The sequence below is a fragment of the Paucibacter sp. M5-1 genome, from assembly GCF_027498415.2.
Lineage (GTDB): Bacteria > Pseudomonadota > Gammaproteobacteria > Burkholderiales > Burkholderiaceae_C > Roseateles_E.
Window position 1 is genome coordinate 2,564,816 of sequence record NZ_JAPZLM020000001.1, and the last position, 24,441, is coordinate 2,589,256.

Below are 24,441 nucleotides of genomic sequence, written 5' to 3' on the forward strand. Positions count from 1 at the left end.
AACCTAGACCCACTACAGTCGATGAGTTGCCGCTCAGGCCGATGAGCCTGAACGAAAGCCGGGATGATTCAGTGCTATACGGCTTGTTGTTCGGCGAGAATCCCCATTACCAGAAAGTATGCAATTGAAAATTAGCAACGAATTATTCGCCGGCGGAATTGGTGCAGCCATCGCATTACTTCTTCATATTTTGCTTCGAAAAGAAATATTGCCAAGCTGGTTCTATTACATAGACTTTATCCCGCTAGCGATTGGATTAACAATGGGCATCCCTCTGGGGATGGCAAAATTCAAGAACCTGCCACTACCAAGTCCTTATTTTGAAATCTTCTCATTTTGCGTAGGGTGGGGTTTCGTTATGGGAATATTTATTCGCTGAACAATTATCCAAGAAGGACCCATACAAAGCACAGACATCCGCGTTGAGCCCGATTTGAATTGAAATGTGGCTAGAAACCTAGCCCGGCAATCTCCTGACAATGACGAGGAGCCGTGAGGCCCAAGCACCTTCCGCCCGGTGCAATCCCGATTGAGCCGCTTGCAAACTGAAATGGATGAGCTTTGATGAAGTACGCCAATGGTCAGGACATCAAGTTGGGTGACAGAGTCAAACTGGGGCCAGACAGTGGGGGCGTGGTTGTGTGCTCGCTCGACACGAATGAATTCAGTTCAGCGTATTCGCAGGCCGATTGGGGGTATCTACAGCGCGGAGTATTGATCAACTTCCCTCAGCATGGGCTGATCCACTACGAAGAACCCGAGAAAGCGCTGGAGTTGATTGAGCGATCCGCCAGCTGAATCGGACGTGGAGTTCCCTATCGTGGCTATGCGACGGGCAACAGGGAGTATTTTCGCCCGGAGAACTGCACATGCGAGCCCTAAATGCACTTACTGGCCTAATGGCCACCTTCGCACTGAAGCATGCACTGGTATCAGTGGCGGCGCCCACGACGGACTTGAAGTTGATGACGAAGCAGTTCTTCGAAGCCCACGAACTGTTCTGGAACGAATCGCCGCCGCCTTCAATCTACAGCCCCGAACTCAAACGTTTACTGAGCCTGAACAGCAAATGCATCACTGAATCGCCCCGCTTTCGCGGAGGCCTGCTCGTTTAAGCGCCCCTACTTCACCCGCTGCTTCTCCAGCTTCCTCGCCAGCGTCCGCCGGTGCATGCCCAGCCTCCGCGCGGTCTCGGAAATGTGAAGCCGGTGGCGGCCAGGTTTTCGTGGATTTATCCCCGCTCCAGGGTCTTGATCGAAGAATGCGTTCGGCCCCCTTTGACTCGCCCTCGCCTTAAATCGAGAACCCCTGAATGATCAGGCCCTCGATGGCCGCGAAATGCTTGACGTTGCCGGTCAGTAGCGGCAGTCGATGCTCCAGGGCTGTGGCGGCGATCAGCGCATCGCCCATCTGCAGGCCGTGGCTCAAGGTGAGTGTTTCCATCAAGCCGGTGGCCTGGCTTGTGATGGATTCGGTCAGCGGCAGGACGGTAGCGCCGCGCCGCTCCAGCATCTTTTTCAGCGCGGCGAGCTCGGCCTTGTTGCGCATGCCCTGCAGCAGCTCAAGATAGCTGACCGCCGACAGTGTGAGCGCGTCCAATGCATCTAGCTGGCGCGTGGCCTGTGGGTAGCCGCGCAAATGCCAGATCAGCACATCGGTATCGACCAGCATGGTTGCGCGTCAGGTCGAGTCCTTGCGCGCGCCGTCGCGGCCATAGCGCGGGGCACGCAGCTGACGCACATAGCCCTGAACATCGGCGAGGTCCTCGCGGTCGCGCCAGATGCCGAAGGCGGGATCGTCGCTCACGAACTCTGCAGCTGGCGCTGCGGCTTTGGCCTGCTCTTCCTTTTCGATGCGCACAGTGACCAGGGTGTCCGCTGCCTGGGACAGTTGGGCGCGCCAAGCCGGGGGCAAGTCAGCCACGGGCACATGCTCGATCACGATGGCAGTCATGGGGCGTCCTCCTTCACAGCAGCTTGGGTGGGCCGGCATTGCCAGGCCCGCGCCCAGTGTACGCGCCGACGCATCCTGCACAGCATGAGCCGGACCAGCCGCACGCTCGCAGCCTCGCTACGCCATGGTGCCTCGCGCCAGCAAATAGCCCTGCAAATGTCTGAGCACATGGGCCGCGTCGGGGCCGACGCCGCGCAGCGTCGCCGAGGCGAAATTGCGCTGCCGGGGAAAGCCGATGAAATACAGGCCCGGCTCCGCCGTGCCAATGCCCTGCTGCTGCCGCAGGCGGCCCTGCCCATCCGTCGCCTGGAGGGAAGACAGGTAGGGCAGGCGCGGCCGGAAGCCGGTGGCAAAAAGCAACACGTCGACCGCTTCGGGGCTGCCATCCGACCACCGCACGCCGTCCGGCGTGATCTGCTCGAACATCGGCCGGCGCTGCAGCAGGCCGCTTGTCAGCGCGCGCCGGTAGCGGCCATCGTCCAGCACCGGTGTGCTCTGGTCGCTGAGCCAGCGCGTGCGGTCCAGCCCGCTCAGGCGCAGCCAGAAATGGAAGTCGCGGCCCAGCACGCGCTGCGGCAGGAAGCGGATCTTGCGACGGCTGGCCAGGGTGACGTGGCTTGAGGCCGCGAGCTCGAAGGCGATCTGCACGGCCGAGTTGGCGCCGCCGACCACCAGCACGCGCTGGCCCGTGAATGGGGCGGGCGAGCGGTAGTCGCGGCTGTGCAAGACCTGACCCTTGAAGGCCGACAGTCCCGGCAGCTCGGGCATGTAGGGCTCGGCGAACGCACCGCTGGCCACCACCAGCGTGCGCGCCTGCAGGCGCTCGCCACCGGCGGTGTCGACCTGGAACAGTGCAGCTTCCTGCCGCGTCACCCGCAGCACGCGCTGGCCGGTCAGCACCTGCAGGCCGAAATGCTCGGCGTAGTCGTGCAGATAGCGCACGACCTGATCGCGGCTCGGATAGGCGTCCGGATCGCCGGGGAAGTCCAGGCCAGGCAGGGCGCTGTAGCGGGCCGGGGAGAACAGGCTCAGGCTGTCGTAATAGGCCGCCCAGGAGCCGCCCGACTGGGCCTGCGCTTCCAGCAGCCGGTAGCTGAGGCCGGCCTGTTGCAGACCCTGGGCCATGGCCAGGCCCGCCTGGCCCGCGCCGACGATCACGCAATCAACGACCACGGCCGGCCCCCGGGCCGAGTGGGGCGGCGGCCGCAGCAGCCGCCGCAGCATGGCCCTGGCGCAGGGCCACGATGCCGTCCTTGAAGTCCTCCGCCGCCAACCACAGCCGCAGCAGATGCCTCTTGCGCCCGGGCTCCGGCCAGTCTTCGTAGGCGCTGCGCTTGTGCAGGATCACCGAGTTCTTCAACCACTGCACATCGCCGGGCTCGAACTGCATGGCCATGCCCAGCGCGGGCCGGTTGGCGACCTGCTCGTACAGGTCCAGCAGCTCCCGCTGCGCCGGGCTCAGCGGCGGCACGCCGGGCAGCTGCTCCGCATCGCGCAGATACCAGCCTATGAAGAAGGTGGAGAGTTGCGCCTCGATGTCGCGCACGATGGGCAGCTTGAAATAAGGCAGGGCCCCGGGCGCCTGTTCGCCCTTCATATGGAAGTACCAGGTCTGGAACAGAAGCGGGGCCAGATCGGGCCGGGCGGCCAGCACCTCCTGATACACCGAGACCGAGCTGACGATGCGGCTGATGCCGCCCAAGCGCGCCTTCTGCAGGCATAGCAGGCCGATGATGTCGGCCGCGTCGGTATGGAAGTCCTGCTCGGCATTGGTCCGCGACAGCCGCACATTCGGGTCGCGCCGGTCGGCGCCGGTATCGCGCACATCGTGCAGCAACTCGCCCTCCCGGTTCTGCGGCATGGCCTGGCCCAGCAGCGACCCCAGGGCCAGATAGGCCAGGCGCGTGGCTGCGGGCGACATCGCGTCGACAGGGAAGCCGCGCATCAGCACAAAGCCGAGACCGCTTTGCAGCGCCGCGCGCACCCCGTTCAGCAAGGGACGCAACTCGCGCAGGGCCCCGGGATTGCGTCGGGGCAGCGCGGCCACATCGGTTGCCGTGGCGCCCAGCGCCTCCAGCCATTGGCCCAGCTCGATGATGCCGGCCCGCTCCTCGGCCCCGAGCTGGCGTATCCACTGCTGCGAATGGGCTATATCGGCGGCGCGCCAGGCAGCCGGGCCGGCATAGGGGGCGAGCCGGGTAGCGGGGTAGATGTCGAGGGTGTCGTTCATTGGGTTAGGCTGCTGTAGTGCCGCGTTGATGCACAGCACTTTAGAAAATGCCCGCCCCCGCGTCCTTAACATTTGTTGCTGCAGGCCTGACCCGTCCACGCTCGTCATGACGACCCTTTCCCCCGCTGCCCTGCAGACCCTGCGCCAGCTTGTCGGACGCCATATCGAGATGCGCGACCCGGACCTGGCCCTGCTGGCCGAGGCCAGCCACGAAAGGCCGTTCCGCAAGGGCGAGACCTTTCTGGCGGCGGGCGAGCCGGCGCGCTTGTGCGGGCTGGTCATCGAGGGTGTGCAGGGCGAGTTCTATGTGCTGCCCAACGGCAGCCGCAAGGCCAAATGGCTGGCCCGGCCGGGCGATGTGTTCGGTTCACTCGAGGACCTGGTGCGCGAGGGCCCGGCCCGCAGCACCATCGAGGCGCTCAGCGATGGCCGGGTGCTGTGCGTCCCCTATCGCCGACTGCGCGAACTGGCCCTGCAGCAGCCGCTGTGGGCGGCGTTCTTCGTGTCCCTGCTCGAGTCGCTGTACCGCCAGAAGTCCGAGCGTGAATACAGCCTGCTGATGCTCAATGCCGACGACCGCTACCAGTGGTTCCTCGATCACTACGGTGGCCTCGAAGGCCGCGTGTCGCTGGAGATCGTGGCCTCCTACCTGGGCATCAGCACGGTGCATCTGAGCCGGGTGCGCGCGGCCCGCAGCCGGCCGGCGGACTGAAGAACGCGCCTGCCCTGCTTCCTGCCCCTACTTCACCCGCTGCTTCTCCAGCTTCCTCGCCAGCGTGCGCCGGTGCATGCCCAGGCGCCGCGCGGTCTCGGAGATGTTGAAGCCGGTGGCGGCCAGGGTTTCGTGGATGTGTTCCCACTCCAGGGTCTTGATCGAGGTGGTGCGCTCGGTCAGCTCGACCTCGGCGTCGCCCTGGGCGCGGGCGAAGGCGGCTTCGATGTCGTCGGTGTTGGCGGGTTTGGCCAGGTAGTGACGGGCGCCGAGCTTGATGGCTTCGACGGCGGTGGCGATGCTGGCATAGCCGGTCAGCACGACGATCAGCATCTGCTCGTCGTGGGCATGCAGGGTCTGCACACAGGCCAGGCCCGAGTCGCCGCCGGCGAGCTTCAGGTCGACCACCGCATAGCCGGGGTTGTGCGTGCCCAGCAAGGCCTGGACCTCGCCGAGCTGGGTGGCGCGCAGCACGCGGTAGCCGCGCCGCTCAAAGGAGCGCAGCAGGGTGCGGGCGAAGGCGTCGTCGTCCTCGACGATCAGCAGCAGGCGTTCGTCGTCGTGACTCATTCGTCATGCTCTTTCTGATGCGGACTCAGCGCGGCCAGCGGCAGCCGCATGCTGACCTCGGCGCCGCCGTCGGGGCGGTTGCGCGCCTCGATGCGCCCGCCCAGCGTGCGGGCCACGTTGACCGACAGGAACAGCCCCAGCCCGCCACCGGGCTTGCCCTTGCTGGACTGGTAGGGCTTGCCGAAACGCTCCAGCATCGCCGGGGCAAAACCTGGCCCCCGGTCCAGCACGCGCAGCACCAGGGTCTCGTCCTCGCAGAAGGCCAGCAGGCGCAGCGGCGCCTGCGGCGCGGCCTCCAGCGCGTTGTCCAGCACATTGCCGACCATCTGCTTGAGCGCGAAGTCGGAGATGATGGGCAGATCGGGCAGGCCCTCGCGCTCGTAGTGCAGCTGCTGGCCCGGTCGGGTGCTGCGCCACTCGGCCACCAGCTCGTCGAGGAAGTCGTGCAGGCCGCGCTCGATCGGCGCCTCGCCGCGCGCCTCGCCGGCCGACAGCAGGATGCCGCTGACAATGGTCTTGCAGCGCTTGAGCTGCACCTGCATCTCCTCGATCTCCTCGCGCAGCTCGGGGTCGCCGGCAAACGGCGCCATGCGCGACCAGTCGCCCAGGATCACCGACAAGGTGGCCAGCGGCGTGCCCAGCTCATGGGCCGCGCCCGAGGCCAGCAGGCCCATGCGCACGATGTGCTCCTCCTCGGCCGCGCGCTGGCGCAGATCGGCCAGCCGGGCATCGCGCTGGCGCAGATTGCGGCCGATGCGGGTGATGAAGATCACCAGCAGGGCCGCGTTCAGCGCGAAGCACAGCAAGAGGCCACCGACATAGTGCGTCGACAGCGCCGGAATGCTCAGATCGGGCAGGCGCAGCGGCCGGTGCCACTGGGTCAGCGCGATGAAGCACAGGCTGGTCAGCGCCACCATGGCCCAGATATAGCGGGGCCGCAGCAGCACCGCGCCGACCGCCACCTGCAGCAGGAACAGGAAGATGAAGGGATTGGTGATGCCGCCACTGTAGAACAGCTGGCCGCTGAGCACGCCCACGTCGACCAGCAGGCCGGCGAACAGCTCGCCGTTCAGCACCCGGCTGCCGACGCCGGTCGCGACCCGGCTGCGCAGCCAGCTCGCGACATTGAACAGCGCCAGCGCCGCCAGCAGGGTCAGCATCTCCAGCAGCGGCAGCTGCACATCCAGCGCGAAGTGCACGCACAAGATCGTGGCCAGCTGGCCGGCCACGGCCAGCCAGCGCAGCTGCACCAGCTGCAGCAGATTGTTGCGGCCGGCCTGGTGCTCGGGGGCCTGGCCAACCTCTGCGGGGGGTGCGGGCCTGGCTTCAGTCTCGGTGGGGGACAAGCGTCGGTTCTCCAGCGGCATGGTGGCGCCACAGCAAGACGGCCGCGCCGGCCACCATGGCCGCCAGCGCAAACCAGGTCAGCGCGTAGACGAAGTGATTGTTGCTGAACTGCAGCACGGTCAGGCCGGGCCGGGGCCAGGCCATGGTGGCGGCGGGGTCGTCGGCACCGGCGTCGATGAAATAGGGCGCGACCGGGCCGGACAGGCCCTGGGCGGCGGCAATGGCCGCGACATCGCGCGAGTACCAGCGGCCCGCGGCCGCGTCGTTGCGGCGCAGCAGGCTGCCGCCTGGTTCGCTCAGGCGCAGCAGGCCGGTGATCTGCTGCGGGCCGGGCGGCTGCTCGCGGCCGGCCGGATCGCGCTGCTCGGGCGGCACAAAGCCGCGGTTGACCAGCAGCCAGAAGCCCGCTCCGGCGGCCTGCTCTGCATCGACCCACAGCGGCGTCAGCACCCAGTAGCCGCTGCCCAGCGCGGTGCTGGCCCAGACCTGGACCTCGCGGCCATGGTCGAAGCGGCCCTGCACGCGCAGGCGGCGGTATTCATGCTCGGCGCGGTTCAGCGAGGGCCAGGCCTTGCCGTCAGGCGAGGGCGCGGCCACCGGCGCGGCGCTCAGGCGCTGCTCGACGCGCGCGATCAGGTCCTGCTTCCAGGCCAGGCGCTGCAGCTGCCAGACGCCCAGGGCCAGCAGGCCTGCAAACAACAAAGCCGCGAGCAGCAACAGCGCCACGAGGGCGCCGCGCCGGCGCGGCCGAGGAGCGGATGCCGTCACGGATCAGGGCATGTTGCGCATATCGTGCACGGGCATCATGTTCTCGTTCAGGTGGAACATCACCCAGATCGAACCGGCCAGCATGATGACGACCAGCACGATGGTGAAGATCAGCGCCAGCATCGACCAGCCGCCCTCGATCTTGGCATTCATGTGCAGGAAGTAGATCATGTGGACAACGATCTGCACGGCCGCGAAGCCGAGGATCACGAAGGCCGTCAGGCTCGACGAGGGCAGCACCTTGCCCATCACCAGCCAGAAGGGGATGGCCGTCAGCACCACCGACAGCAGGAAGCCGATCACATAGCCTTTGACGGTGGCGTGATAGGCGGCGCCGTCATCGTGATGGTCGCCGTGGTGATCGTCGTGGTGGTGGTCGCCGTGTTGCTGACTCATGGCAGCACTCCCATCAGATAGACAAAGGTGAAGACGCCGATCCAGACCACGTCCAGGAAGTGCCAGAACATCGACAGGCACATCAGGCGACGCTTGTTCTCGACCGTCAGGCCCAGCTTGTTGACCTGCACCATCAGCACGATCAGCCAGATGATGCCGAAGGTGACGTGCAGGCCGTGGGTGCCGACCAGCGTGAAGAAGGCCGACAGGAAGGCGCTGCGCTGCGGCGTCGCACCCTGGGCGATCAGGTGGTGGAACTCATAGAGTTCCAGGCCCAGAAAGGCCAGGCCGAACAGGCCGGTGATCGCCAGCCAGGCCAGCACGCCCTGCTTGCGGCCGTGCTGCATCGCGATCATCGCCAGGCCGTAGGTGATGGACGAGAACAGCAGCATCGCGGTATTGACCGCGACCAGTTGCAGGTCGAACAGATCGGCGCCCGAGGGGCCGGCCGCATAGCTGCGGCCCAGCACCGCATAAACCGCGAACAGCACCGCGAAGATCAGGCAGTCGCTCATCAGATAGAGCCAGAAGCCCAGCAGCGTGCCTTGCTGCGGATGGTGATCGCCGTTGTCGTAGAACACCGGCGCGCCGCCGGCGGTGAGCGTGGGAGAGGTTTGCATGGTCAGGGTCGCTCTCAGGCCAGGGCCGCCAGGGCCTTTGTGCGGGCGTCTTCGCTGCGCGTCACCGCATCGGCGGGGATGTAGAAGTCGCGCTTGTAGTTGAAGGTGTGGACGATGGAGGCGATCACGGTCAGCGCGAAGCTGAGACCGGCCACCAGCCACATATGCCAGACCATCGCGAAGCCGAACACCGTGCACAGCGCCGCGATCACGAAGCCGGCGGCCGTGTTCTTGGGCATGTGGATGGCCTTGAAGCCGGCGGTCGGGCGCTGCGCGCCGCGCTGCTTCATATCGTGCCAGGCGTCGAGCTCATGCACGACCGGCGTGAAGGCGAAGTTGTAGTCCGGCGGCGGCGACGAGGTCGACCACTCCAGCGTGCGGCCACCCCAGGGATCGCCCGTGTGGTCGCGCAGCTGCTCGCGGCGCATATAGCTGACCACCAGCTGGATCAGGAAGGCCGCGATGCCCAGCGCGATCAGCACCGCACCGAAGGCGGCGATCTGGAACCAGATCTGCAGCGAGGTGTCTTCGAAGTGGCTCATGCGGCGGGTCACGCCCATCAGGCCCAGCACATACAGCGGCATGAAGGCCATCCAGAAGCCGACCAGCCAGAGCCAGAACGAGGTCTTGCCCCAGAACGGGTCGAGCTTGTAGCCGAAGGCCTTGGGGAACCAGAAGCTGATGCCGGCGAACAGGCCGAACAGCACGCCGCCGATGATGACGTTGTGGAAGTGGGCGATCAGGAACAAGCTGTTGTGCAGCACGAAGTCGGCCGGCGGCACGGCCAGCAGCACACCCGTCATGCCACCGATCACAAAGGTCACCATAAAGCCTATGGTCCACAGCATAGGCACCTCGAACTCGATGCGGCCGCGGTACATCGTGAACAGCCAGTTGAAGATCTTGGCCCCGGTCGGGATCGAGATGATCATCGTCGTGATGCCGAAGAAGCTGTTGACGCTGGCCCCCGAGCCCATCGTGAAGAAGTGGTGCAGCCACACGAGGTAGGACAGGATGGTGATCACCACCGTCGCGTAGACCATCGAGGCGTAGCCGAACAGCTTCTTGCGGCTGAAGGTGGAGACCACCTCCGAGAAGATGCCGAACACCGGCAGTATCAGGATGTAGACCTCGGGGTGGCCCCAGATCCAGATCAGGTTCACATACATCATGGCGTTGCCGCCAAGATCGTTGGTGAAGAAGTTGGTGCCGACGTAGCGGTCCAGGCTCAAGAGCACCAGCACGGCCGTCAGCACCGGGAAGGCGGCGACGATCAGCACATTGGTGCACAGCGAGGTCCAGGTGAACACCGGCATCTTCATCATCGTCATGCCAGGCGCCCGCATCTTGATGATGGTGGCGATCAGGTTGATGCCCGATAGCGAGGTGCCGACGCCAGCGATCTGCAGGGACCAGATGTAGTAGTCCACCCCGACGCCGGGGCTTTGCAGAATGCCCGACAGCGGCGGATAAGCCAGCCAGCCGGTGCGCGCGAACTCGCCGACGAACAGCGAGATCATCATCAGCACCGCGCCGCTGGTGGTCATCCAGAAGCTGAAGTTGTTCAGGAAGGGGAAGGCCACGTCGCGCGCACCGATCTGCAGCGGGATGAGGTAGTTCATGAAGCCGGTCACCAGCGGCATCGCGACGAAAAAGATCATGATCACGCCGTGCGCCGTGAAGATCTGGTCGTAGTGGTGCGGCGGCAGGAAGCCGGCGTTGTCGCCAAAGGCCATGGCCTGGTGGGCGCGCATCATCAGCGCATCGGCAAAGCCGCGCAGCAGCATCACGATGCCCAGCACCATATACATGATGCCGATCTTCTTGTGGTCGATGCTGGTGATCCAGTCGCGCCACAGCGGGCCCCAGACCCGGTACTTGGTCATCACGGCCAGCAGCGCCGTGCCGCCCAGCAACACCATCGCGAAAGTGGCCCAGATGATGGGGTCATGGGGAATCGCATCCGGGCCGAGGCGGCCGAACAGGAGCGTGTTGAAATCTTGCATGGAGAGGGTCTCGCTCTGTATCCGGTTCGCGTCAGGGCTGGCTGCGCGCGAGGCTGAAGTCGCCGGCGTTCTCGGGTGTGCACAGCGCGGCCACATAGCTGCGCTCGGCAATCCCGTCGCCAGTGCGCCAGGTCTTGCTCGACAGGCCGTCAATGCTGCCCTTGCCCAGGCCGCCGGCGGCGTCGATCGCCATCATCTGGGCCATGCACATCTTGCTGCCGTCGACGCAGCGGTTCAGGATCGCGTCGTACAGGCCCGGGGCCACCGTCGCATAGCGGCGCACCGGCTCGCGCGCGCTGGGCTGCTCCAGCTGCAGATAGTCGGCGCGGGTCAAGGCCTGACCCTCGGCCTTGTTCTTCTGCACCCACTGCTCGAAGCCCGCCTCGGACAGGCCGTGGAACTTGAAGCGCATGTGCGAGAAGCCATCGCCGCTGAAATTGGCCGAGAAGCCCTCGAACGCACCGGGCTTGTTGATCACCGCATGCAGCATGGTCTGCATGCCGGGCATCGCATAGATCTGGCCGGCCAGCGCCGGGATGTAGAAGGAGTTCATCACCGTGGACGCGGTGATCTTGAACTGGATCGGCCGGTCCACCGGCGCGGCCAGCTCATTGACCGTCGCGATGCCCTGCTCGGGGTAGAGGAACAGCCACTTCCAGTCCAGCGCCACGACCTCGACCACCAGCGGCGCCTGGCCCTGCGGCACCGGCCGGCCTTCGGCGATGCGGTCCAGCGGGCGGTAGGGGTCGAGCTTGTGGGTGCTGATCCAGGTGATCGCGCCCAGCGCGATGATGATCAAGAGCGGCGCGCCCCAGATCACCAGCTCCAGCCGGGTCGAGTGGTCCCAGTCGGGGCTGTAGGTGGCGGACTTGTTGTTCTGGCGATAGCGCCAGGCGAACAGCAGGGTCAGCGCGATCACCGGCACGATGATGATCAGCATCAATATCGTCGAGGTGACGATCAGCTGCGCCTGCTGCTGGGCGATATCGCCCGAGGGTTTCATCACCACCATATTGCAGGCGCCCAGCGGCAGGGCCAGGGCCAGCAGGCCCAGTCGTGCTAAGGTGGTGTCGACTAAAGGTTTTGGGGACATCGGGAATACCAGACCGGCGGGAAAACGCTAGTTGCGCATCGGTCGGAAATGTATCTTGATTGACCCAAATCAACGATAGGACATTTTGTCCAAGGCAAGCGAGACATGGCCAGCAGTAACACCCTCACCCATCCCGGCATCCAGGGCACCGAGCCCGAGCACAGCCTGGCGCCCGGCGATATCGCGGTCGGCGTCGTGATCGGCCGGGCCTCCGAGTATTTCGACTTCTTTGTCTACGGCATCGCCTCGGTGCTGGTCTTCCCGGCGGTGTTCTTCCCCTTCGCCGACCGGCTGGAGGGCACGCTGTACGCCTTCGCGCTGTTCGCCTTTGCCTTTGTGGTGCGGCCGATAGGCACGGTGGCCGGCATGGCCATCCAGCGCCGCTGGGGCCGCAGCGCCAAGCTGGCCTCGGCGCTGTTCCTGCTGGGCTGCTCGACCGCCGGCATGGCCCTGCTGCCCGGCTATCACAGCCTGGGCCTGGGCGCGATCGCGCTGCTGGCGCTGTTCCGCATCGGCCAGGGCCTGGCCCTGGGCGGATCCTGGGACGGCCTGCCCTCGCTGCTGGCGCTGAACGCGCCGGAAAACCGCCGCGGCTGGTATGCGATGCTGGGCCAGCTCGGCGCGCCGCTGGGCTTTCTGATCGCCTGCGGACTGTTTGCCTACCTCTGGGGCAGCATGTCCGAGCACGACTTCCTGGACTGGGGTTGGCGCTTCCCCTTCTTCGCCGCCTTCGCGATCAATGTGGTGGCGCTGTTCGCGCGGCTGCGCCTGGTGGTCACCCATGAGTACGAGCGCGAGCTCGATGCCAAGGAGCTGGAGCCCTGCGATGTCGGCGAGTTGCTGCGCAGCCAGGGCAGCAATGTGCTGATCGGCGCCTTTGCCGCGCTGGCCAGCTATGCGCTGTTCCACATTGTCACGGTGTTCCCGCTGTCCTGGATCATGCTGTTCTCGGAACGTCCGGTCGGCGAGGTGCTGGTCGTGCAGGTGATCGGTGCGCTGCTGGCGGCTGGCGCGATGCCGCTGTCGGGCCTGCTGGCCGACCGCATCGGCCGGCGCCGCACCCTGGGCATGCTGGCAACGGCCATCGGCGTGTTCAGCCTGTTCGCGCCGCTGCTGCTGGATGGCGGCCGGGCGGGCCAGGATGCCTTCATCCTGCTCGGCTTCGTGCTGCTGGGGCTGAGCTATGGCCAGGCGGCCGGCGCGGTGACGGCCAACTTCCTGCCGCGCATGCGCTACACCGGCGCCGCGCTGACGGCCGATCTGGCCTGGCTGATCGGCGCCGCCTTCGCGCCGCTGGTGGCGCTGGGCCTGTCGGCCCGCTTCGGCCTTGCTGCCGTCACGCTCTATCTGCTGTCGGGCGTGGCCTGCACGCTGCTGGCGCTGCGCGCCAACCGGTTGCGCAACGCCCGCGACTGACTCATCAGCCCGCTGCCTGGCGCGCCCGGCGCCAGCCCAGCAGGGTGAGGCCCAGGGCCAGCAGGGCCCAGCTCTGCGGCTCGGGCACCGGCGCCGTGTTGCCGAAGCCCTCGCCATAGTCAAAGCCGCTGCCCGAGCGCAGGTAGTAGCTGGCCGGGTCGAGCAGCGCACCGCTGACACCGTCGTAGAGGCTCAGGCCCATGAAGCTGGCGGTATTGCCGTAGTCGGCGCTATAGCTGCAGCCCCCCGACGGCGCCGGCAGATTCGGGGGCAGCGCCGACAGCGTGAACAGGCACTGCGACCGCAGCGCCAGACGCCATTCCACATCGAACTGATAGTTCCCGAACTGCGGCTTCGGGCCCAGCCTCATGCTGAAACCGGTGGCGCTGACATCGAAGATGCCGCTGCTGGCCAGCGTGCTGCGCGTCTGGCCGCCGGCCAGCACATCCTGGGTGGCCCAGGTACGCTCGGTGACCAGCAGGCCGTGAGGGCCGACGACCATCGCCAGCTCGGCCAGGATGTCCAGCCGGTTGCCATACTCTGTATTGGTCTCGATGCGCCCGCCGGCCCGGCCCCCGAAGTGATAGTCGATGCGCATCACCGTGTTCGCATTGAGCCCCGCGCCCTCCAGGCTCAGCGTGTCCTCGAAGGAGGCCTGGCGCAGATTGCCGCCGATGCCGAACAGGCTGCCATCCGTCGCATAGGCCCGGCCCGAGCCAAACTCGGCCACGCGCAAGCGGCCCAGCTCGGCCGAGACCAGACCGGTGGTGTTGGTCGCGTCCTTGGTCCAGCTCATCTGCAGCACCTTGCCGGGCTGAGGGTTGTAGCGGGTGCTGCTGCTGTAGGGCAGCCCCCCGTAGGTATAGGTATAGCCCGGCGTTCCCGGTGCCTGGCCGACCGACAGCACTTGCTGCTGCGCGGCGGCCTGGCCGGCCAGGACGACGAGCCCCAGCGACAGCAGCGGCTTTGACAGTGATGGTTTCATGAATGGCTCCCATGGGTGAAGACAAGCAAGAAGGCTTGTCACGGGGCATACGCAAATCGCGGCCCGAGCCGGACGGACCGCTCACCCACAAGCTAGGGGGTCGGGCGGGTCAGGCTGTGCGCCGGACCCAGCTGGGCCAGCAGGCCGGCCCGGCCCTCGCTCAGCAGTGCGGCGGCCTCCCCGACGCCGGGGCCGCCGCTGCGCTGCAGCGCCTGGCCCAGGCGCAGACGGGCCAGGGCCAGCTCCCAGGACTGCGCCCACAGCAGTTGCTCGCGCAGCGCCAGCGCGGCGCGCAGCGGCGCCACCGCCTCCGGCGCCCGGTCCTGGGCCAGCAAGGCTTCGCCCAGGCCCAGCCGGGCCTCGGCCAGCGCGGTCAGCGCCGGCGCGCCCAGCGCCTCCAGCGGCGCCAGCAAGGCCTCGTACTGCCGCTGGGCGCCGGCGGGGTCGCCGCGCTGCGCCGCCAGCCGGGCGCGCAGCAGGCCCAGGCGCCGGGCCAGCAGATGACCTGCCCCCAGACGCTCGGCCAGCCGAGCCTGGGCCGCGTCAAGGCTGGCGGTGGCCCCGGCGAGATCGCCCGAGCCCAGCTGGGCCTCGGCCAGGAACAGCCGGCCGCGCAGCGCCAGCGGGCTGGCCGGGCCGGCAAAGCGCTCGGCCAGGGCCAGGGCCTCGCGCAGCACCGGCAAGGCCTCGCCCCAGCGCTCGCGCTGGCTCAGCGCCGCGCCATACATGCCCATCGCGGCCGCCACCGCCGCCGAATCGCCGCCGCGCCGGCGCTGAGCCTCGAAGGCGCTCTTCAGCACCGGCTCGGCCTCGGCCAGCCGCCCCAGGCGCAGCGCCAAGGTGCCGGTATTGCCGCGTATCACCAGCGCGTCCAGGTCCTCGGCGCGGCCCAGCTGCTCGAAGATGGCCAGCGTGCGGCGGTAGGCGGCCAGCGCCTCGTCGAGCCGGTTGGCCGCCGTCAGCGTGATGGCCATCGAGTTGTAAAGCAGGGCCGTCTCGCGGTGCCGCTCGCCCGAGAGCGCCTGGCGCTGGGCGATGGCGCTGCGAAAGGTCGCCAGCGAGCCCGCCAGGTCGCCCTGGGCCCGCTGCAGGCTGCCGCGTATCAGCAGGCCCTCCAGCAGCGGCTCGCGATGGGCGGCCGGCGCGGTCGCCCAGAAGGCTTCGGCCTGGGCCAGCAGCGCCGCAGCCGCCGCCACGCGGCCGCGCAGCAGCTCGATATTGGCCAGCTTCTGCCGTACCAGGGCCAGGTCTTGCGCATCGGCCTGCGGCCCGGCCGCCGCCAGAAAGCCTTCGAGCAACGGCAGCTGGCCCTCGACATCGCCCAGCGCGCCGTACAGATCTGCCAGCGTGATGGTCAGCTTGCCGGCGCGTTGCGGGTCGTCGCGATACTCGGCAATCACCCGGGCGGCGCTGCGGTCCAGCATGGCCTTGGCGGTCAGCGGGCCGGCCGCCGACGCCGCAGCGGGATCGGCAATCGCGCTGCGGAACAGGCCGATCAGCTGGTAGCGCAACGCCTCCTCGCGCGCCGCCGCCCGCTCGGCCACCGTGCGCTGCAGCTCGGCCCGCTGCATCTGCCACAGGCTCAGCCCCAAGCCGCCGGCCAGCGAGGCGAACACCAGGCCGCCGCCGGCCACCCACCAGCGGTAGCGGCTCAGAAAGCGCCCCAGCAGATAGGCCGCCGAGCGGCCGCGCACCGCCAGCGGCTCGCGGGCCAGGTGACGCTCGATGTCCTTGGCCAGGGCCTCGACGCTGGCATAGCGAGCGGCCGGATCCTGGCTCAGGCAGCACGTCACCAGCGCGTCCAGATCACCGGCCAGCGCGCGGCGCCAGCTGCTCGGCGGCCTGATGCTCAAGCCCGCCAGCGCCGCCGCCATCGCCTCGGCCGAGCCGGCCGGCAGCCGGTAGGGCCGCCGGCCGCTCAGCAGCTCGTAGAGCACGACGCCCAGCGAGTAGATATCCGAGGCGGTGCCCAGGCTGCGCCCGGCCAGTTGCTCGGGCGCGGCCGCATCGGGCGTGAACGAGTGCCCGTCCAGCGGCAGGGCCGCGCCCAGCAGATGGGCGATGCCGAAGTCCAGCAGCTTGACCTGGCCATCGGGCGTCACCAGGATGTTGGACGGCTTCAGGTCGCGGTGGATGACCAGGGCCGCATGCGCATGGCCGACCGCGCCGAGCACCTGCAGAAACAGCCGCAGCCGCGCCGCCAGATCCAGGCGCTGCTGATCGGCATAGCGCGTGATCGTCTGCCCCGGCACCCACTCCATCGCCAGATAGGGCTGGCCGTCGGCGGCGAAGCCGGCGTCATACAGGCGCGCGATATGCGGGTGCTCCAGCCCCGCCAGCAGATCGCGCTCCTGGATGAAGCGTCGGGCCGCCGTCTCGTCGGTCTCCAGACCCAGGCCGCGATGCGGCAGCTTCAGCGCGACACGGCGCAGCACATGCTCGGTCTGCTCGGCCAGCCAGACGCTGGCCATGCCGCCCTGGCCCAGCGGCTCGATCAGCCGGTAGCAGCCGACCATCGCGCCCGGCAGCAGCGCCGCCCCGGCCCGCTGAACCAGGGCCTGGGCCACCAGGCCCGGGGGCGCGGCCGCCAGCCGGCCGTCATCGGCCTGCTCGTGGGCGGCGAGCAGGCGGCGCAGCGCGGCGCCGATCTCGGGCTCGCTGGCCTCCAGCGCCGCCAGCCAGGCCGCGCGCTGCGCCGGTGCCAGGTCCAGCGCCTCGTCGAAGCCTTGCGAGATCCGGGCCCAGGCGGCGGCGTCGACCGGCGCGCGCATCAGGCATCGCCCTGCAGCCGCAGCCGCATGAAGGCGCGCGCCTTGTCCCAGTAGCGGCGCACACTGCGGTCGCTGATGTCCATGGCCAGCGCGATCTCGGCATCGGTGCAGCCGCCGAAATAACGCATCTCGACCACCTGGGCCAGCTTGGCATCGAGCAGCTCCAGCTCGTTCAGCGCGCGCTCGACATCGAGCACGGCGGCGGCATCGGCACCCTGCCCCGCGCCCAGATCGGCCGCGCGCTGGGTATCGAGGGTCAGGTCTTGCCCACCACCGCCGCGCCGGGCCGCGTTGCGGTGGCGGGCGAAGTCGATGACGATGTGGCGCATGGTCTTGGCGGCGTAGGCGAAGAAATGCTTGCGGTCCGCTATCGCCAGACGGGCGCCCTGGACGAAGTGCAAAAAGCTCTCGTGCACCAGGGCCTGGGTGTCGAGCAGGGTGTCGGGCCGGTGGCTGCTGCGCAGACGCGCGCGGGCGATGCGCAGCAGGTCCGGATAGAGCTCGGCAAAAGCCCGGTCGGCGGCGACCCGGTCGCCGCCATGGGCGGCGCGCAGGAGGGCGGTCAGCGACTCGGGGGGCGGCGGGCGGTCCATGCTGGGCTCAGTATCACATCAAGCCCGGGCCGGACCCTGCGGGCCCAAGCGCCTAACTTGGGGATCGACAGGCGCGCAGAAAACCGTGCGGCCCGGCCGCGAGCCCCTCAGGCTCTGGTCGTCATGCGCTCGACCGCCTTCCTCGCCAGCGGCGCGACCAGCAGCACGGCGGGAAAGGCCACCAGCCAGGCGGTCAGCCAGGCGGCGATCCACAGGCTGGCGAAGTCGGGCGACAGGCCGAGGGAGCGCCAAGTCGCGATGCCCGAGACCAGCAGCGACATCAGGCCGGACAGGATCAGACCGAACAGCAGGGGGGCGTACTTCTTGGGAATCATGGAAATCTCCGGTTTCAGTTGGAAGACGGACCCGCCAGGGGCCCGGAAGGGATGTGGTGAATGCATCTCAGCGTCGGCCGGCAGGATCAGAGGCGGCTCAGCACGGCGGCCGACAGATAAAGCCCCAGGCCGAAGACCAGATGATTGGCCAGGCTGCGCAGGCAATTTTTCAACGGTGTCGGCGTCTTCGACGATGCAATGCCCGCGCCCATGGCCGGCTGCATCACGAACAGCGGTGCAAGCACGGTCGCCGCCCCCCAGGCCAGCGCCGGCGCGAGCGTGGGCTGCCGGGCCCAGCCCAGGCCCTGCAGGCTCACCAGCAGGGCCGCAAACACGATGCCGGTCCCGTAGTGCAGCAGCCAGCCCAGCGCCAGCTCCCCGGGCACAGCCGCGGCGGCGCCGATCGGCGCATGGCGGAGGCGGCCGCGCGGCAGATGCCCGACCCAGCGCCCGATCAGCGCGAAGTTCAGCGTCGGCACACCCAGGCGGCGCAGCAGCCAAAGCCAACCGTCCATCACAAGGGTGGCGCCAACGCCGATGAGGGCGACGCGAGAAATGTCCTGGAGCGATGTCATGCGAGGGATGCCTTTGCGGTTGACTTGATGGCGACTTGTGCTCAGGATAGAAGTTGAAGTCAACTTCAAGTCAAGCGGCGATTGCCTGGACTCAAAACGCATGGACATCTCTGAAGTCGCCAAACGCTCGGGCCTGGCCGCCTCCACGCTGCGCTACTACGAGAAGCGCGGGCTGATCGCTTCGCTGGGGCCGGAAGGCGCGCGGCGGCGCTTCGCGCCCGCGGTGCTGGACCAGCTGGCGCTGATCGCGCTGGGGCAGGCGGGCGGGCTGTCGCTGGACGAGATCGGCGCCATGCTGTCCCCGAGCGGCCAGCCCCGCATCGATCGCGAGCTGCTCGCGGCCAAGGCGGACGATATCGACCAGACCATCCGGCAGCTGCGGGCCATCAGCCGCGGCCTGAGGCACGCCGCCGCCTGCAGCGCGCCCAGCCACGCGCAATGCCCGACCTTCCAGGGCCTGCTGAAAGCGGCCGCATCCGGCGCGCTGGAGCGCCAGCGCCAGGGGCTGCGCGCCGCCGCGCGAAAAGAGACCGGCGCCGTGCCGGGCGCCGGGTCTAGCGCCGCTGCACCAGCGCGCCGTGCCCGTCCGCGAAACTGACGCTCGCCAGCGCGCCATTGATCAGCGTGAACTGCGGCATCTTGTGGCCGATGTCCAGGTCGATCAACACCGGGCAGGCCAGCTCGCCCAGCACCGAGTCCAGCGCATCCCGGTATGAGAGGGCGTCGGCCTGGGCGGCTTCGGGTCCGCTGTTGCGACCGATCAGCAGACCGGCCAGGCCGTCGAACCAGCCGTGGCGGCGCAGGCTCCACAGCGCGCGAGCCAGCGTCGGCGGGTTCAGCTCGCAGTTCTCCAGATACAGCAGCGTGCCCGCTGTGCCGCACGCGCGGATGAAGTCCGGCACCGCGCCATAACGCGTGCCGGCCAGCCAGGCGATGGTGTCGATGCAGCCGCCGATCAGATGGCCCTGCAGGCTCAGCGGCGCCGTACCGCCGTCCAGCCGCTGCCAGGCCACAGGCTCGCTGAGCAGCAGCGGCACATCGGGCCGGGTCGCGAAATCGCCCCAGCTGCCCTGGTAGGTCGGGCCCGGCCGCTGCAGCACCGGCTCGCGCCAGTCGGCCGCCAGCACCGCCATCACCTGGGTGGTCAGCGGGTCGGTCTGGCTGGGCACCAGGTCCATCAGATTGGCGCCATGGGCCGAGGCCCAGCCGCTGCACAGGGCCAGCGGCAGCTGCAGCGTGCTCAGGTCCGAGAAGCCCAGCAGCCACTTCGGCGGCAGCCCGCGCAGCGCCTCGAAGTCCAGCCGGTCCAGCAGCTCGGTGGCCAGCTCGCCGCCCCAGGGCGGCAGCACCGCCGCGACGGTGGGGTCGGTCAGAAAGCGCATCAGCTCGGCCGCACGCTCGGCCGCTGGCGCGCTGGCGTCCTTGTGCTCGGCGCGCAGACACGCCCCCTCGACCACCCGATAGCCCTGCGCCCGCAGATGCTCGATCACCAGATCCAGCCGCGCATGCAGCGGCGCGGGCACGCCCGACGAAGGCGCGGTAACGGCGATCAGGTCACCGGGGCGAAGCGGGGCGGGGAAGTTCAGCATCGTGGCAGGATAGCAAGAGCGGGGTCAGGTTTTGCCATGCACAGTGTGGCATGTAGGCCGCCAGGACCGAGCCCCCCACAGGGATGATTGACGGAAGGCCCATGCTTGCATCCAATCGGCGGCACGCACGCGTCCACCGGGCTCGCGGCCCGCGACGCGGCCCCTCTCAAACCCCAGGCACCACCACCATGCGCCCCAGCCTCCTTGGCATCGTGAACACCGACTGGCCGGCACTCTTTGCCGCGATCGGCCTGCCGATGATTCTTGTGATTGCGGCGCTGTACCCGCATGTCTTTCCGGTCGCCGGCTCCCAATGGACGCTGCTGATGGAGGTCGGCTTGCCTCTTGCCTTGGTGTGTGCCGGCCTCCTCATGTGGCGCTGTCTGCGTGTGCTGGCACTGTTTCGCAGCGGTGTTCCGTCCACCGGGCGCATCACGCAGATCCAGCTCGCGAAAGACCGGGGGCGCATTGACTTCTCGTATGAACTCAACGGCAGCAGCCATCGCTCCTGGCAGCCGGTTCATCAAACCCGGCAGGTGCTCGCGCTTGAAATCGGGCAAGCCGTGCAAGTCCTGGCGCACCCGCGCAAAGCGGGCGTGGCCATCATCAAGGACCTCTTTCACAAGAGCGGGGAGGCTTAACCGCGGCGGGATAGCAAGAGGCATGGTCTGACCCGCAAAGACTTCTCGCTGTTTCGAGCGCCGAGCAGCAAGACCTGACCCTGGAACGTCTTCGCTTTGATGACTTGTGTAACGTACTGTAGGGCCCTGCCACAAGCGCTACACAGGCACACGAGAACGGCGCAAAAGGGCGGCCGCGCCCAAACAATGCAGGCTCCACCTCAGTTCAGGAGCATTCTCATGTCCAAGATCGATCAAGTCATCTACACCGGCCGCACCCACACCACCGGCGGCCGCGAGGGCGCGGCGCGCAGTGCCGACGGCCGCCTGGATGTCCGGCTGTCCCGCCCCGGCAGCAGCGGCCCCGGCACGAATCCCGAGCAATTGCTCGGTGCCGGCTGGTCGGCCTGCTTTATCGGCGCCATGGGCCACGCGGCACGGCAGCTCAACGTGAACCTGCCCGGCGATGTGGCGGTGACGGCCGAGATTGATCTCGGCACCGGTGAGGGCGGCTTCTTCCTGCAGGCGCGCCTGCAGGTCAGCCTGCCCGGCCTGCCGCGCGACGCGGCCCAGGCCTTGATCGATGCCGCCCACCAGACCTGCCCGTACTCCAAGGCCTTGCGTGGCAATATCGACGTCGCGACCGAACTGGTGTGAGCTCGTACCCGGTGGCGCGGCCGCAAAGGACCTGGCATGCAGACCCGCACTGACCCACCCGGCATCCCGAGCGCCAGCGGCTGGCGCCGCTGGGTGCCGGGCACGCTGTTCGCGCGCGTCGCGCTGATCATCGTCATCGGGCTGGCGATCACGCAGCTGCTGGCCTTCGCGTCGATCCGCTACGAGCGCGACCTGGCGATGCGCGCGCTGATGATGACCGGCATCGAACTGGACATCGCCAGTTCGGTGGCGGTCTTGAACCGGCTGCCGGCCGCCGAGCGCGCCGACTGGCTGGACCGGCTCGAACGCCCCAACTACCGCTTTGCTCTCACCGGCACAGTGCAGGGTGCCGCGCCTGCCTCGGCATCGATGCGCAGTTTTGCCACAGCGATCACCGAGGCGGTGCAGCCGTTCCCGGTGATCGAGGTCGTGCAAGCGCCCGAGCTGCATCAGAGCCTGCAGTTGCAAGTCCGGCTGAGCGACGGCAGCGATCTGATCGTGCATGCCCGGCGCGTCGAGCGGCCCATCTCTGCCTGGGTGCTGTGGGCGCTGGCCTTGCAGCTGGTGGTGCTGGCCGGCTGCGCCTGGCTCGCCGTGCGGCTGATCACGCGCCCGCTGCAGCAGCTGGCGGCGGCGGCCGATGCGCTGGGCCCGGACCTCAAAGGCCTGACGCTGGACGAGGCCGGGCCCAGCGAGGTGGCTCGGGCCGCACGCGCATTCAACGCGATGCAGCGCCGCATCACTCTCTACACGAACGAGCGGGTCGAGATCCTCGCGGCCATCTCGCATGATCTGCAGACGCCCATCACGCGGATGCGCTTGCGCGCCGACATGCTGGGCGACGAGACCGACCGGGAGAAGTTCCGCCAGGACCTGGAGTCGATGGACGCGCTCGTCAGGGAGGGCGTCAGCTATGCACGCACCCTGCATGGCGACACCGAGACACCACGGCGCCTGGACATCGACGCGCTGCTGGCCAGCATGAGCGCCGACTACGAGGACAGCGGCCAGGCGGTGCAGCTGGAAGGGCGGGTCGGCGAGCCTGTGCTGACACGGCCGCACGCGCTTCGCCGCATCCTGATGAATCTGATCGACAACGCGCTGAAGTTCGGCCGCGAGGTCCGGGTGCAGGTGCGCACGGAACCGCAGGGCCTGGTCATCGCGGTGCTGGACGATGGCCCGGGGATACCGGCCGAGCAGCTCGACGCGGTGCTGCAGCCCTTCTACCGGCTGGAGGGTTCGCGCAACCGCAGCACCGGCGGTACCGGCCTGGGCCTGGCGATCGCGAATCAGCTGGCCATGGCGATGGGGGCGCGGCTGGCGCTGATCAATCGCCCCGGTGGCGGCCTCGAAGCACGCCTCACGCTGAGCCTCTAGCAAGCGCCCCACGACACCGCAACGCAAGCGCGCGCGCGCCCCCACCCCAAAGAACCGAGAACCTCTGATGCTGATCCTGCTGGCCGCCTATCTGGGCGGCGTCTTCACCCTCCTCAGCCCCTGCATCCTGCCGGTGCTGCCCTTTGTCCTCAGTCGGGCGGACCGCCCCTTCGGCTCGCACGGCCTGCCGCTGCTGACCGGCATGGCGCTGGCTTTCGCTGCGGTCGCGTCGCTGGCTGCCGTGGGCGGCGGCTGGGTCGTGGCGACCCACGAGACCATGCGCTGGCTGGCGCTCGCGGCCTTCGCGCTGTTTGGGATGAGCCTGTTGTGGCCCTCGCTGGCCGCCTGGCTGAGCCGGCCATGGGTAGCGCTGGGCGGCCGCCTCGTCGCCGCCAGCCCCGCCGGCAACGGCAGCCACTCGCGATGGGCCGCGCTGGTGCAAGGCGTCGGTACCGGGCTGCTGTGGACACCCTGCGCCGGTCCGATCCTGGGCCTGATACTGACAGGCGCCGCCTTGCACGGCGCCAGCGTCGGCAGTGCGCTGCTGCTGCTGGCCTATGCGGCCGGCGCCTGCAGCGCCTTGGCCGTCGTGCTGCTGCTGGGCCGCCGCATCGGCGTGGCGGCGCCGCTGTCCTTGCGTGGCGGCGCGCTGCTGCGACGCATCGCTGGCGTTGCGGTGCTGGCCTCCGTCAGCGGCATCGCGCTGGGTGCCGACACCGGGCTGCTCGCACGCTTGTCCGCCGGACCGACGGCGGCGCTGGAGAACCTGCTGCTGCAGCGGCTGGGTGGCGCCACGGAGTCGGGTTCGGCGAGCCCGCCGGCCGACACGCCGCGCACGCGGTCTCCCGCCTTGCCGGTCGAAGGCCTGATGCCGGCGCTGGACGGCGCCGTCGGCTGGATCAACTCGCCGGCGCTGACCACGGCCTCGCTGCGCGGCAAGGTGGTACTGGTCGACTTCTGGACCTACTCCTGCATCAACTGCCTGCGCACCCTGCCCTATGTGCGCGCCTGGGCCGACAAGTACCGCGACGCCGGGCTGGTGGTGCTGGGCGTGCACACGCCCGAGTTCGCCTTCGAGCGCAAGCTCAGCAATGTGCAGCGTGCCAGCCAGGACCTGGGCGTGAGCTTCCCCGTCGCCGTCGACAGCGACTACAAGATCTGGCGGGCCTTCCGCAACCAGTACTGGCCGGCCCTGTATTTCGTCGACGCGCAGGGGCGCATCCGCCATCACCAGTTCGGCGAGGGCGGCTATGCACAGTCGGAGCGCGTGATCCAGCAACTGCTGCGCGAGGCGGGCCAGACCCCGCTCTCCGAGGAACTGGCCGCGCCCCAGGGCAGCGGCACCCAGGCCGCGCCCCCGGACACACGCGCCGCCTCGCACGAGACCTATCTCGGCTTCGCCCAGGCGCAGGGCTTCGCGCCGGCCGGGGGTCTGGTTCGCGGGCGAGCCCATGACTATCGCGGGGCATCGCCGCTGCGCGGGCAGCAATGGGCGCTGGACGGCCGCTGGCAGGTGGAGGATGAGAGCGCGCTGGGGCTTGCCGGCGGCGGCCGGGTCATGCTGCGCTTTCGGGCCCGCGATCTGCATATGGTGCTGGGATCAGCCGACGACGGCCAGTCGGTACGATTTCGCGTCCGCATCGACGGCAAGCCGCCGCTGGACGACCACGGCACCGACATCGACCGCGAAGGCCGGGGCACCATCACCGGGCACCGGCTCTACCAGTTGCTGCGACAGCAGCAGTCCGGCGAGCGATTGTTCGAGATCGAGTTCCTCGATCCCGGCGCACGCGCCTACGCCTTCACATTTGGTTGAGAGAATCGCTCA

Annotated in this window: 27 protein-coding genes and 1 pseudogene; 10 read left to right on the top strand and 18 right to left on the bottom strand. The window is 68.3% G+C overall.

What is annotated here, in order from left to right; genetic code table 11:
* The first annotated feature begins 118 nt into the window (after positions 1–118).
* The 3 genes from O5M90_RS12020 (at position 119) to O5M90_RS12030 (ending at position 1,115) form a co-directional block, all read left to right on the top strand.
* Positions 119–379, top strand: a complete 261-nt coding sequence (locus O5M90_RS12020; RefSeq protein WP_269841236.1) for a hypothetical protein — start codon at positions 119–121, stop codon at positions 377–379.
* A 185-nt stretch (positions 380–564) separates the two neighbouring features.
* Positions 565–798, top strand: a complete 234-nt coding sequence (locus O5M90_RS12025; RefSeq protein WP_269841237.1) for a hypothetical protein — start codon at positions 565–567, stop codon at positions 796–798.
* A gap of 101 nt (positions 799–899) precedes the next feature.
* On the top strand, positions 900–1,115 hold the full coding sequence (locus O5M90_RS12030) for a hypothetical protein (protein ID WP_269841238.1): 216 nt from the start codon (positions 900–902) through the stop codon (positions 1,113–1,115).
* A gap of 6 nt (positions 1,116–1,121) precedes the next feature.
* Here the strand turns inward: O5M90_RS12030 and O5M90_RS12035 are convergent.
* From O5M90_RS12035 to O5M90_RS12055, 5 genes and pseudogenes are all read right to left on the bottom strand, one after another.
* A pseudogene (locus O5M90_RS12035) lies at positions 1,122–1,231 on the bottom strand (helix-turn-helix domain-containing protein); the annotation flags it as partial.
* Positions 1,232–1,293: 62 nt separating this feature from the next.
* A complete protein-coding gene (locus O5M90_RS12040) occupies positions 1,294–1,671 on the bottom strand; it encodes a type II toxin-antitoxin system VapC family toxin (protein ID WP_269841239.1) in 378 nt (125 codons plus the stop codon).
* Between the two features lie 9 nt (positions 1,672–1,680).
* Complete coding sequence (locus O5M90_RS12045) at positions 1,681–1,953, bottom strand: hypothetical protein (RefSeq protein WP_269841240.1); 273 nt, start codon at positions 1,951–1,953, stop codon at positions 1,681–1,683.
* Positions 1,954–2,070: 117 nt separating this feature from the next.
* On the bottom strand, positions 2,071–3,177 hold the full coding sequence (locus O5M90_RS12050; RefSeq protein ID WP_269841241.1) for a flavin-containing monooxygenase: 1,107 nt from the start codon (positions 3,175–3,177) through the stop codon (positions 2,071–2,073).
* The gene (locus O5M90_RS12055) at positions 3,116–4,183 is read right to left on the bottom strand and encodes a TauD/TfdA family dioxygenase (RefSeq protein WP_269841242.1); all 1,068 of its coding nucleotides are present in this window, start codon (positions 4,181–4,183) and stop codon (positions 3,116–3,118) included. The genes O5M90_RS12050 and O5M90_RS12055 overlap by 62 nt, the downstream gene beginning before the upstream one ends.
* Positions 4,184–4,289: 106 nt before the next feature.
* Here O5M90_RS12055 and O5M90_RS12060 point away from each other — a divergent pair, with 106 nt between their 5' ends.
* The gene (locus tag O5M90_RS12060) at positions 4,290–4,895 is read left to right on the top strand and encodes a Crp/Fnr family transcriptional regulator (RefSeq protein WP_269841243.1); all 606 of its coding nucleotides are present in this window, start codon (positions 4,290–4,292) and stop codon (positions 4,893–4,895) included.
* A gap of 27 nt (positions 4,896–4,922) precedes the next feature.
* Here O5M90_RS12060 and O5M90_RS12065 read toward each other — a convergent pair whose 3' ends face one another.
* The 7 genes from O5M90_RS12065 to cyoA are packed head-to-tail and all read right to left on the bottom strand — an operon-like array spanning position 4,923 to position 11,695.
* Positions 4,923–5,465 (bottom strand): response regulator transcription factor, encoded by a 543-nt coding sequence (locus O5M90_RS12065; RefSeq protein WP_137943620.1) that lies wholly within the window; start codon positions 5,463–5,465, stop codon positions 4,923–4,925.
* Complete coding sequence (locus O5M90_RS12070; RefSeq protein WP_440402043.1) at positions 5,462–6,832, bottom strand: ATP-binding protein; 1,371 nt, start codon at positions 6,830–6,832, stop codon at positions 5,462–5,464. The genes O5M90_RS12065 and O5M90_RS12070 overlap by 4 nt, the downstream gene beginning before the upstream one ends.
* On the bottom strand, positions 6,792–7,538 hold the full coding sequence (locus O5M90_RS12075; protein ID WP_269841244.1) for an SURF1 family protein: 747 nt from the start codon (positions 7,536–7,538) through the stop codon (positions 6,792–6,794). Before O5M90_RS12075 ends, O5M90_RS12070 begins: the two co-directional genes overlap by 41 nt.
* 45 nt (positions 7,539–7,583) lie before the next feature.
* Positions 7,584–7,976, bottom strand: a complete 393-nt coding sequence (gene cyoD / locus O5M90_RS12080; RefSeq protein ID WP_137943617.1) for a cytochrome o ubiquinol oxidase subunit IV — start codon at positions 7,974–7,976, stop codon at positions 7,584–7,586.
* Positions 7,973–8,596, bottom strand: coding sequence for a cytochrome o ubiquinol oxidase subunit III (cyoC, locus tag O5M90_RS12085; RefSeq protein WP_137943616.1), 624 nt, complete (start codon positions 8,594–8,596; stop codon positions 7,973–7,975). Before cyoC ends, cyoD begins: the two co-directional genes overlap by 4 nt.
* A gap of 14 nt (positions 8,597–8,610) precedes the next feature.
* Positions 8,611–10,602: a cytochrome o ubiquinol oxidase subunit I gene (cyoB, locus tag O5M90_RS12090; protein ID WP_137943615.1), complete on the bottom strand. Its 1,992-nt coding sequence runs from the start codon at positions 10,600–10,602 to the stop codon at positions 8,611–8,613.
* 31 nt (positions 10,603–10,633) lie between these two features.
* Positions 10,634–11,695 carry a ubiquinol oxidase subunit II gene (cyoA, locus tag O5M90_RS12095; RefSeq protein WP_262970231.1) on the bottom strand — a complete coding sequence of 354 codons (1,062 nt, stop codon included), beginning with the start codon at positions 11,693–11,695 and terminating at the stop codon, positions 10,634–10,636.
* A gap of 105 nt (positions 11,696–11,800) precedes the next feature.
* Between cyoA and O5M90_RS12100 the strand changes: the two genes are divergently transcribed.
* A complete protein-coding gene (locus tag O5M90_RS12100) occupies positions 11,801–13,111 on the top strand; it encodes an MFS transporter (protein ID WP_269841246.1) in 1,311 nt (436 codons plus the stop codon).
* 4 nt (positions 13,112–13,115) lie between these two features.
* Here the strand turns inward: O5M90_RS12100 and O5M90_RS12105 are convergent, their stop codons facing one another.
* From O5M90_RS12105 to O5M90_RS12125, 5 genes are all read right to left on the bottom strand, one after another.
* The gene (locus O5M90_RS12105) at positions 13,116–14,096 is read right to left on the bottom strand and encodes a PEP-CTERM sorting domain-containing protein (RefSeq protein ID WP_269841247.1); all 981 of its coding nucleotides are present in this window, start codon (positions 14,094–14,096) and stop codon (positions 13,116–13,118) included.
* A gap of 92 nt (positions 14,097–14,188) precedes the next feature.
* Positions 14,189–16,867, bottom strand: coding sequence for a protein kinase domain-containing protein (locus O5M90_RS12110; RefSeq protein WP_440402047.1), 2,679 nt, complete (start codon positions 16,865–16,867; stop codon positions 14,189–14,191).
* Positions 16,867–17,460, bottom strand: coding sequence for an ECF-type sigma factor (locus O5M90_RS12115; RefSeq protein ID WP_137943610.1), 594 nt, complete (start codon positions 17,458–17,460; stop codon positions 16,867–16,869). The genes O5M90_RS12110 and O5M90_RS12115 overlap by 1 nt, the downstream gene beginning before the upstream one ends.
* A 107-nt stretch (positions 17,461–17,567) precedes the next feature.
* Positions 17,568–17,795, bottom strand: coding sequence for a DUF2798 domain-containing protein (locus tag O5M90_RS12120; RefSeq protein WP_262970236.1), 228 nt, complete (start codon positions 17,793–17,795; stop codon positions 17,568–17,570).
* 86 nt (positions 17,796–17,881) lie between these two features.
* Complete coding sequence (locus tag O5M90_RS12125) at positions 17,882–18,370, bottom strand: DUF2938 domain-containing protein (RefSeq protein WP_269841250.1); 489 nt, start codon at positions 18,368–18,370, stop codon at positions 17,882–17,884.
* Between the two features lie 100 nt (positions 18,371–18,470).
* Here O5M90_RS12125 and O5M90_RS12130 point away from each other — a divergent pair, with 100 nt between their 5' ends.
* The gene (locus O5M90_RS12130) at positions 18,471–18,968 is read left to right on the top strand and encodes a helix-turn-helix domain-containing protein (protein WP_269841251.1); all 498 of its coding nucleotides are present in this window, start codon (positions 18,471–18,473) and stop codon (positions 18,966–18,968) included.
* Here the strand turns inward: O5M90_RS12130 and O5M90_RS12135 are convergent.
* Complete coding sequence (locus tag O5M90_RS12135; protein WP_269841252.1) at positions 18,925–19,959, bottom strand: S66 family peptidase; 1,035 nt, start codon at positions 19,957–19,959, stop codon at positions 18,925–18,927. The genes O5M90_RS12130 and O5M90_RS12135 overlap by 44 nt on opposite strands.
* Before the next feature lie 188 nt (positions 19,960–20,147).
* Between O5M90_RS12135 and O5M90_RS12140 the strand changes: the two genes are divergently transcribed.
* The 4 genes from O5M90_RS12140 to O5M90_RS12155 all read left to right on the top strand — a co-directional run bounded on the left by O5M90_RS12140 (position 20,148) and on the right by O5M90_RS12155 (position 24,429).
* Positions 20,148–20,600 (top strand): hypothetical protein, encoded by a 453-nt coding sequence (locus O5M90_RS12140; RefSeq protein WP_269841253.1) that lies wholly within the window; start codon positions 20,148–20,150, stop codon positions 20,598–20,600.
* Between the two features lie 219 nt (positions 20,601–20,819).
* Entirely contained in the window at positions 20,820–21,236 is a 417-nt protein-coding gene (locus tag O5M90_RS12145; RefSeq protein ID WP_269841254.1) for an organic hydroperoxide resistance protein, read from the top strand.
* A 36-nt stretch (positions 21,237–21,272) separates the two neighbouring features.
* Complete coding sequence (locus O5M90_RS12150; protein WP_269841255.1) at positions 21,273–22,613, top strand: ATP-binding protein; 1,341 nt, start codon at positions 21,273–21,275, stop codon at positions 22,611–22,613.
* A 67-nt stretch (positions 22,614–22,680) separates the two neighbouring features.
* The gene (locus O5M90_RS12155; RefSeq protein ID WP_269841256.1) at positions 22,681–24,429 is read left to right on the top strand and encodes a cytochrome c biogenesis protein DipZ; all 1,749 of its coding nucleotides are present in this window, start codon (positions 22,681–22,683) and stop codon (positions 24,427–24,429) included.
* Positions 24,430–24,441: the final 12 nt, after the last annotated feature.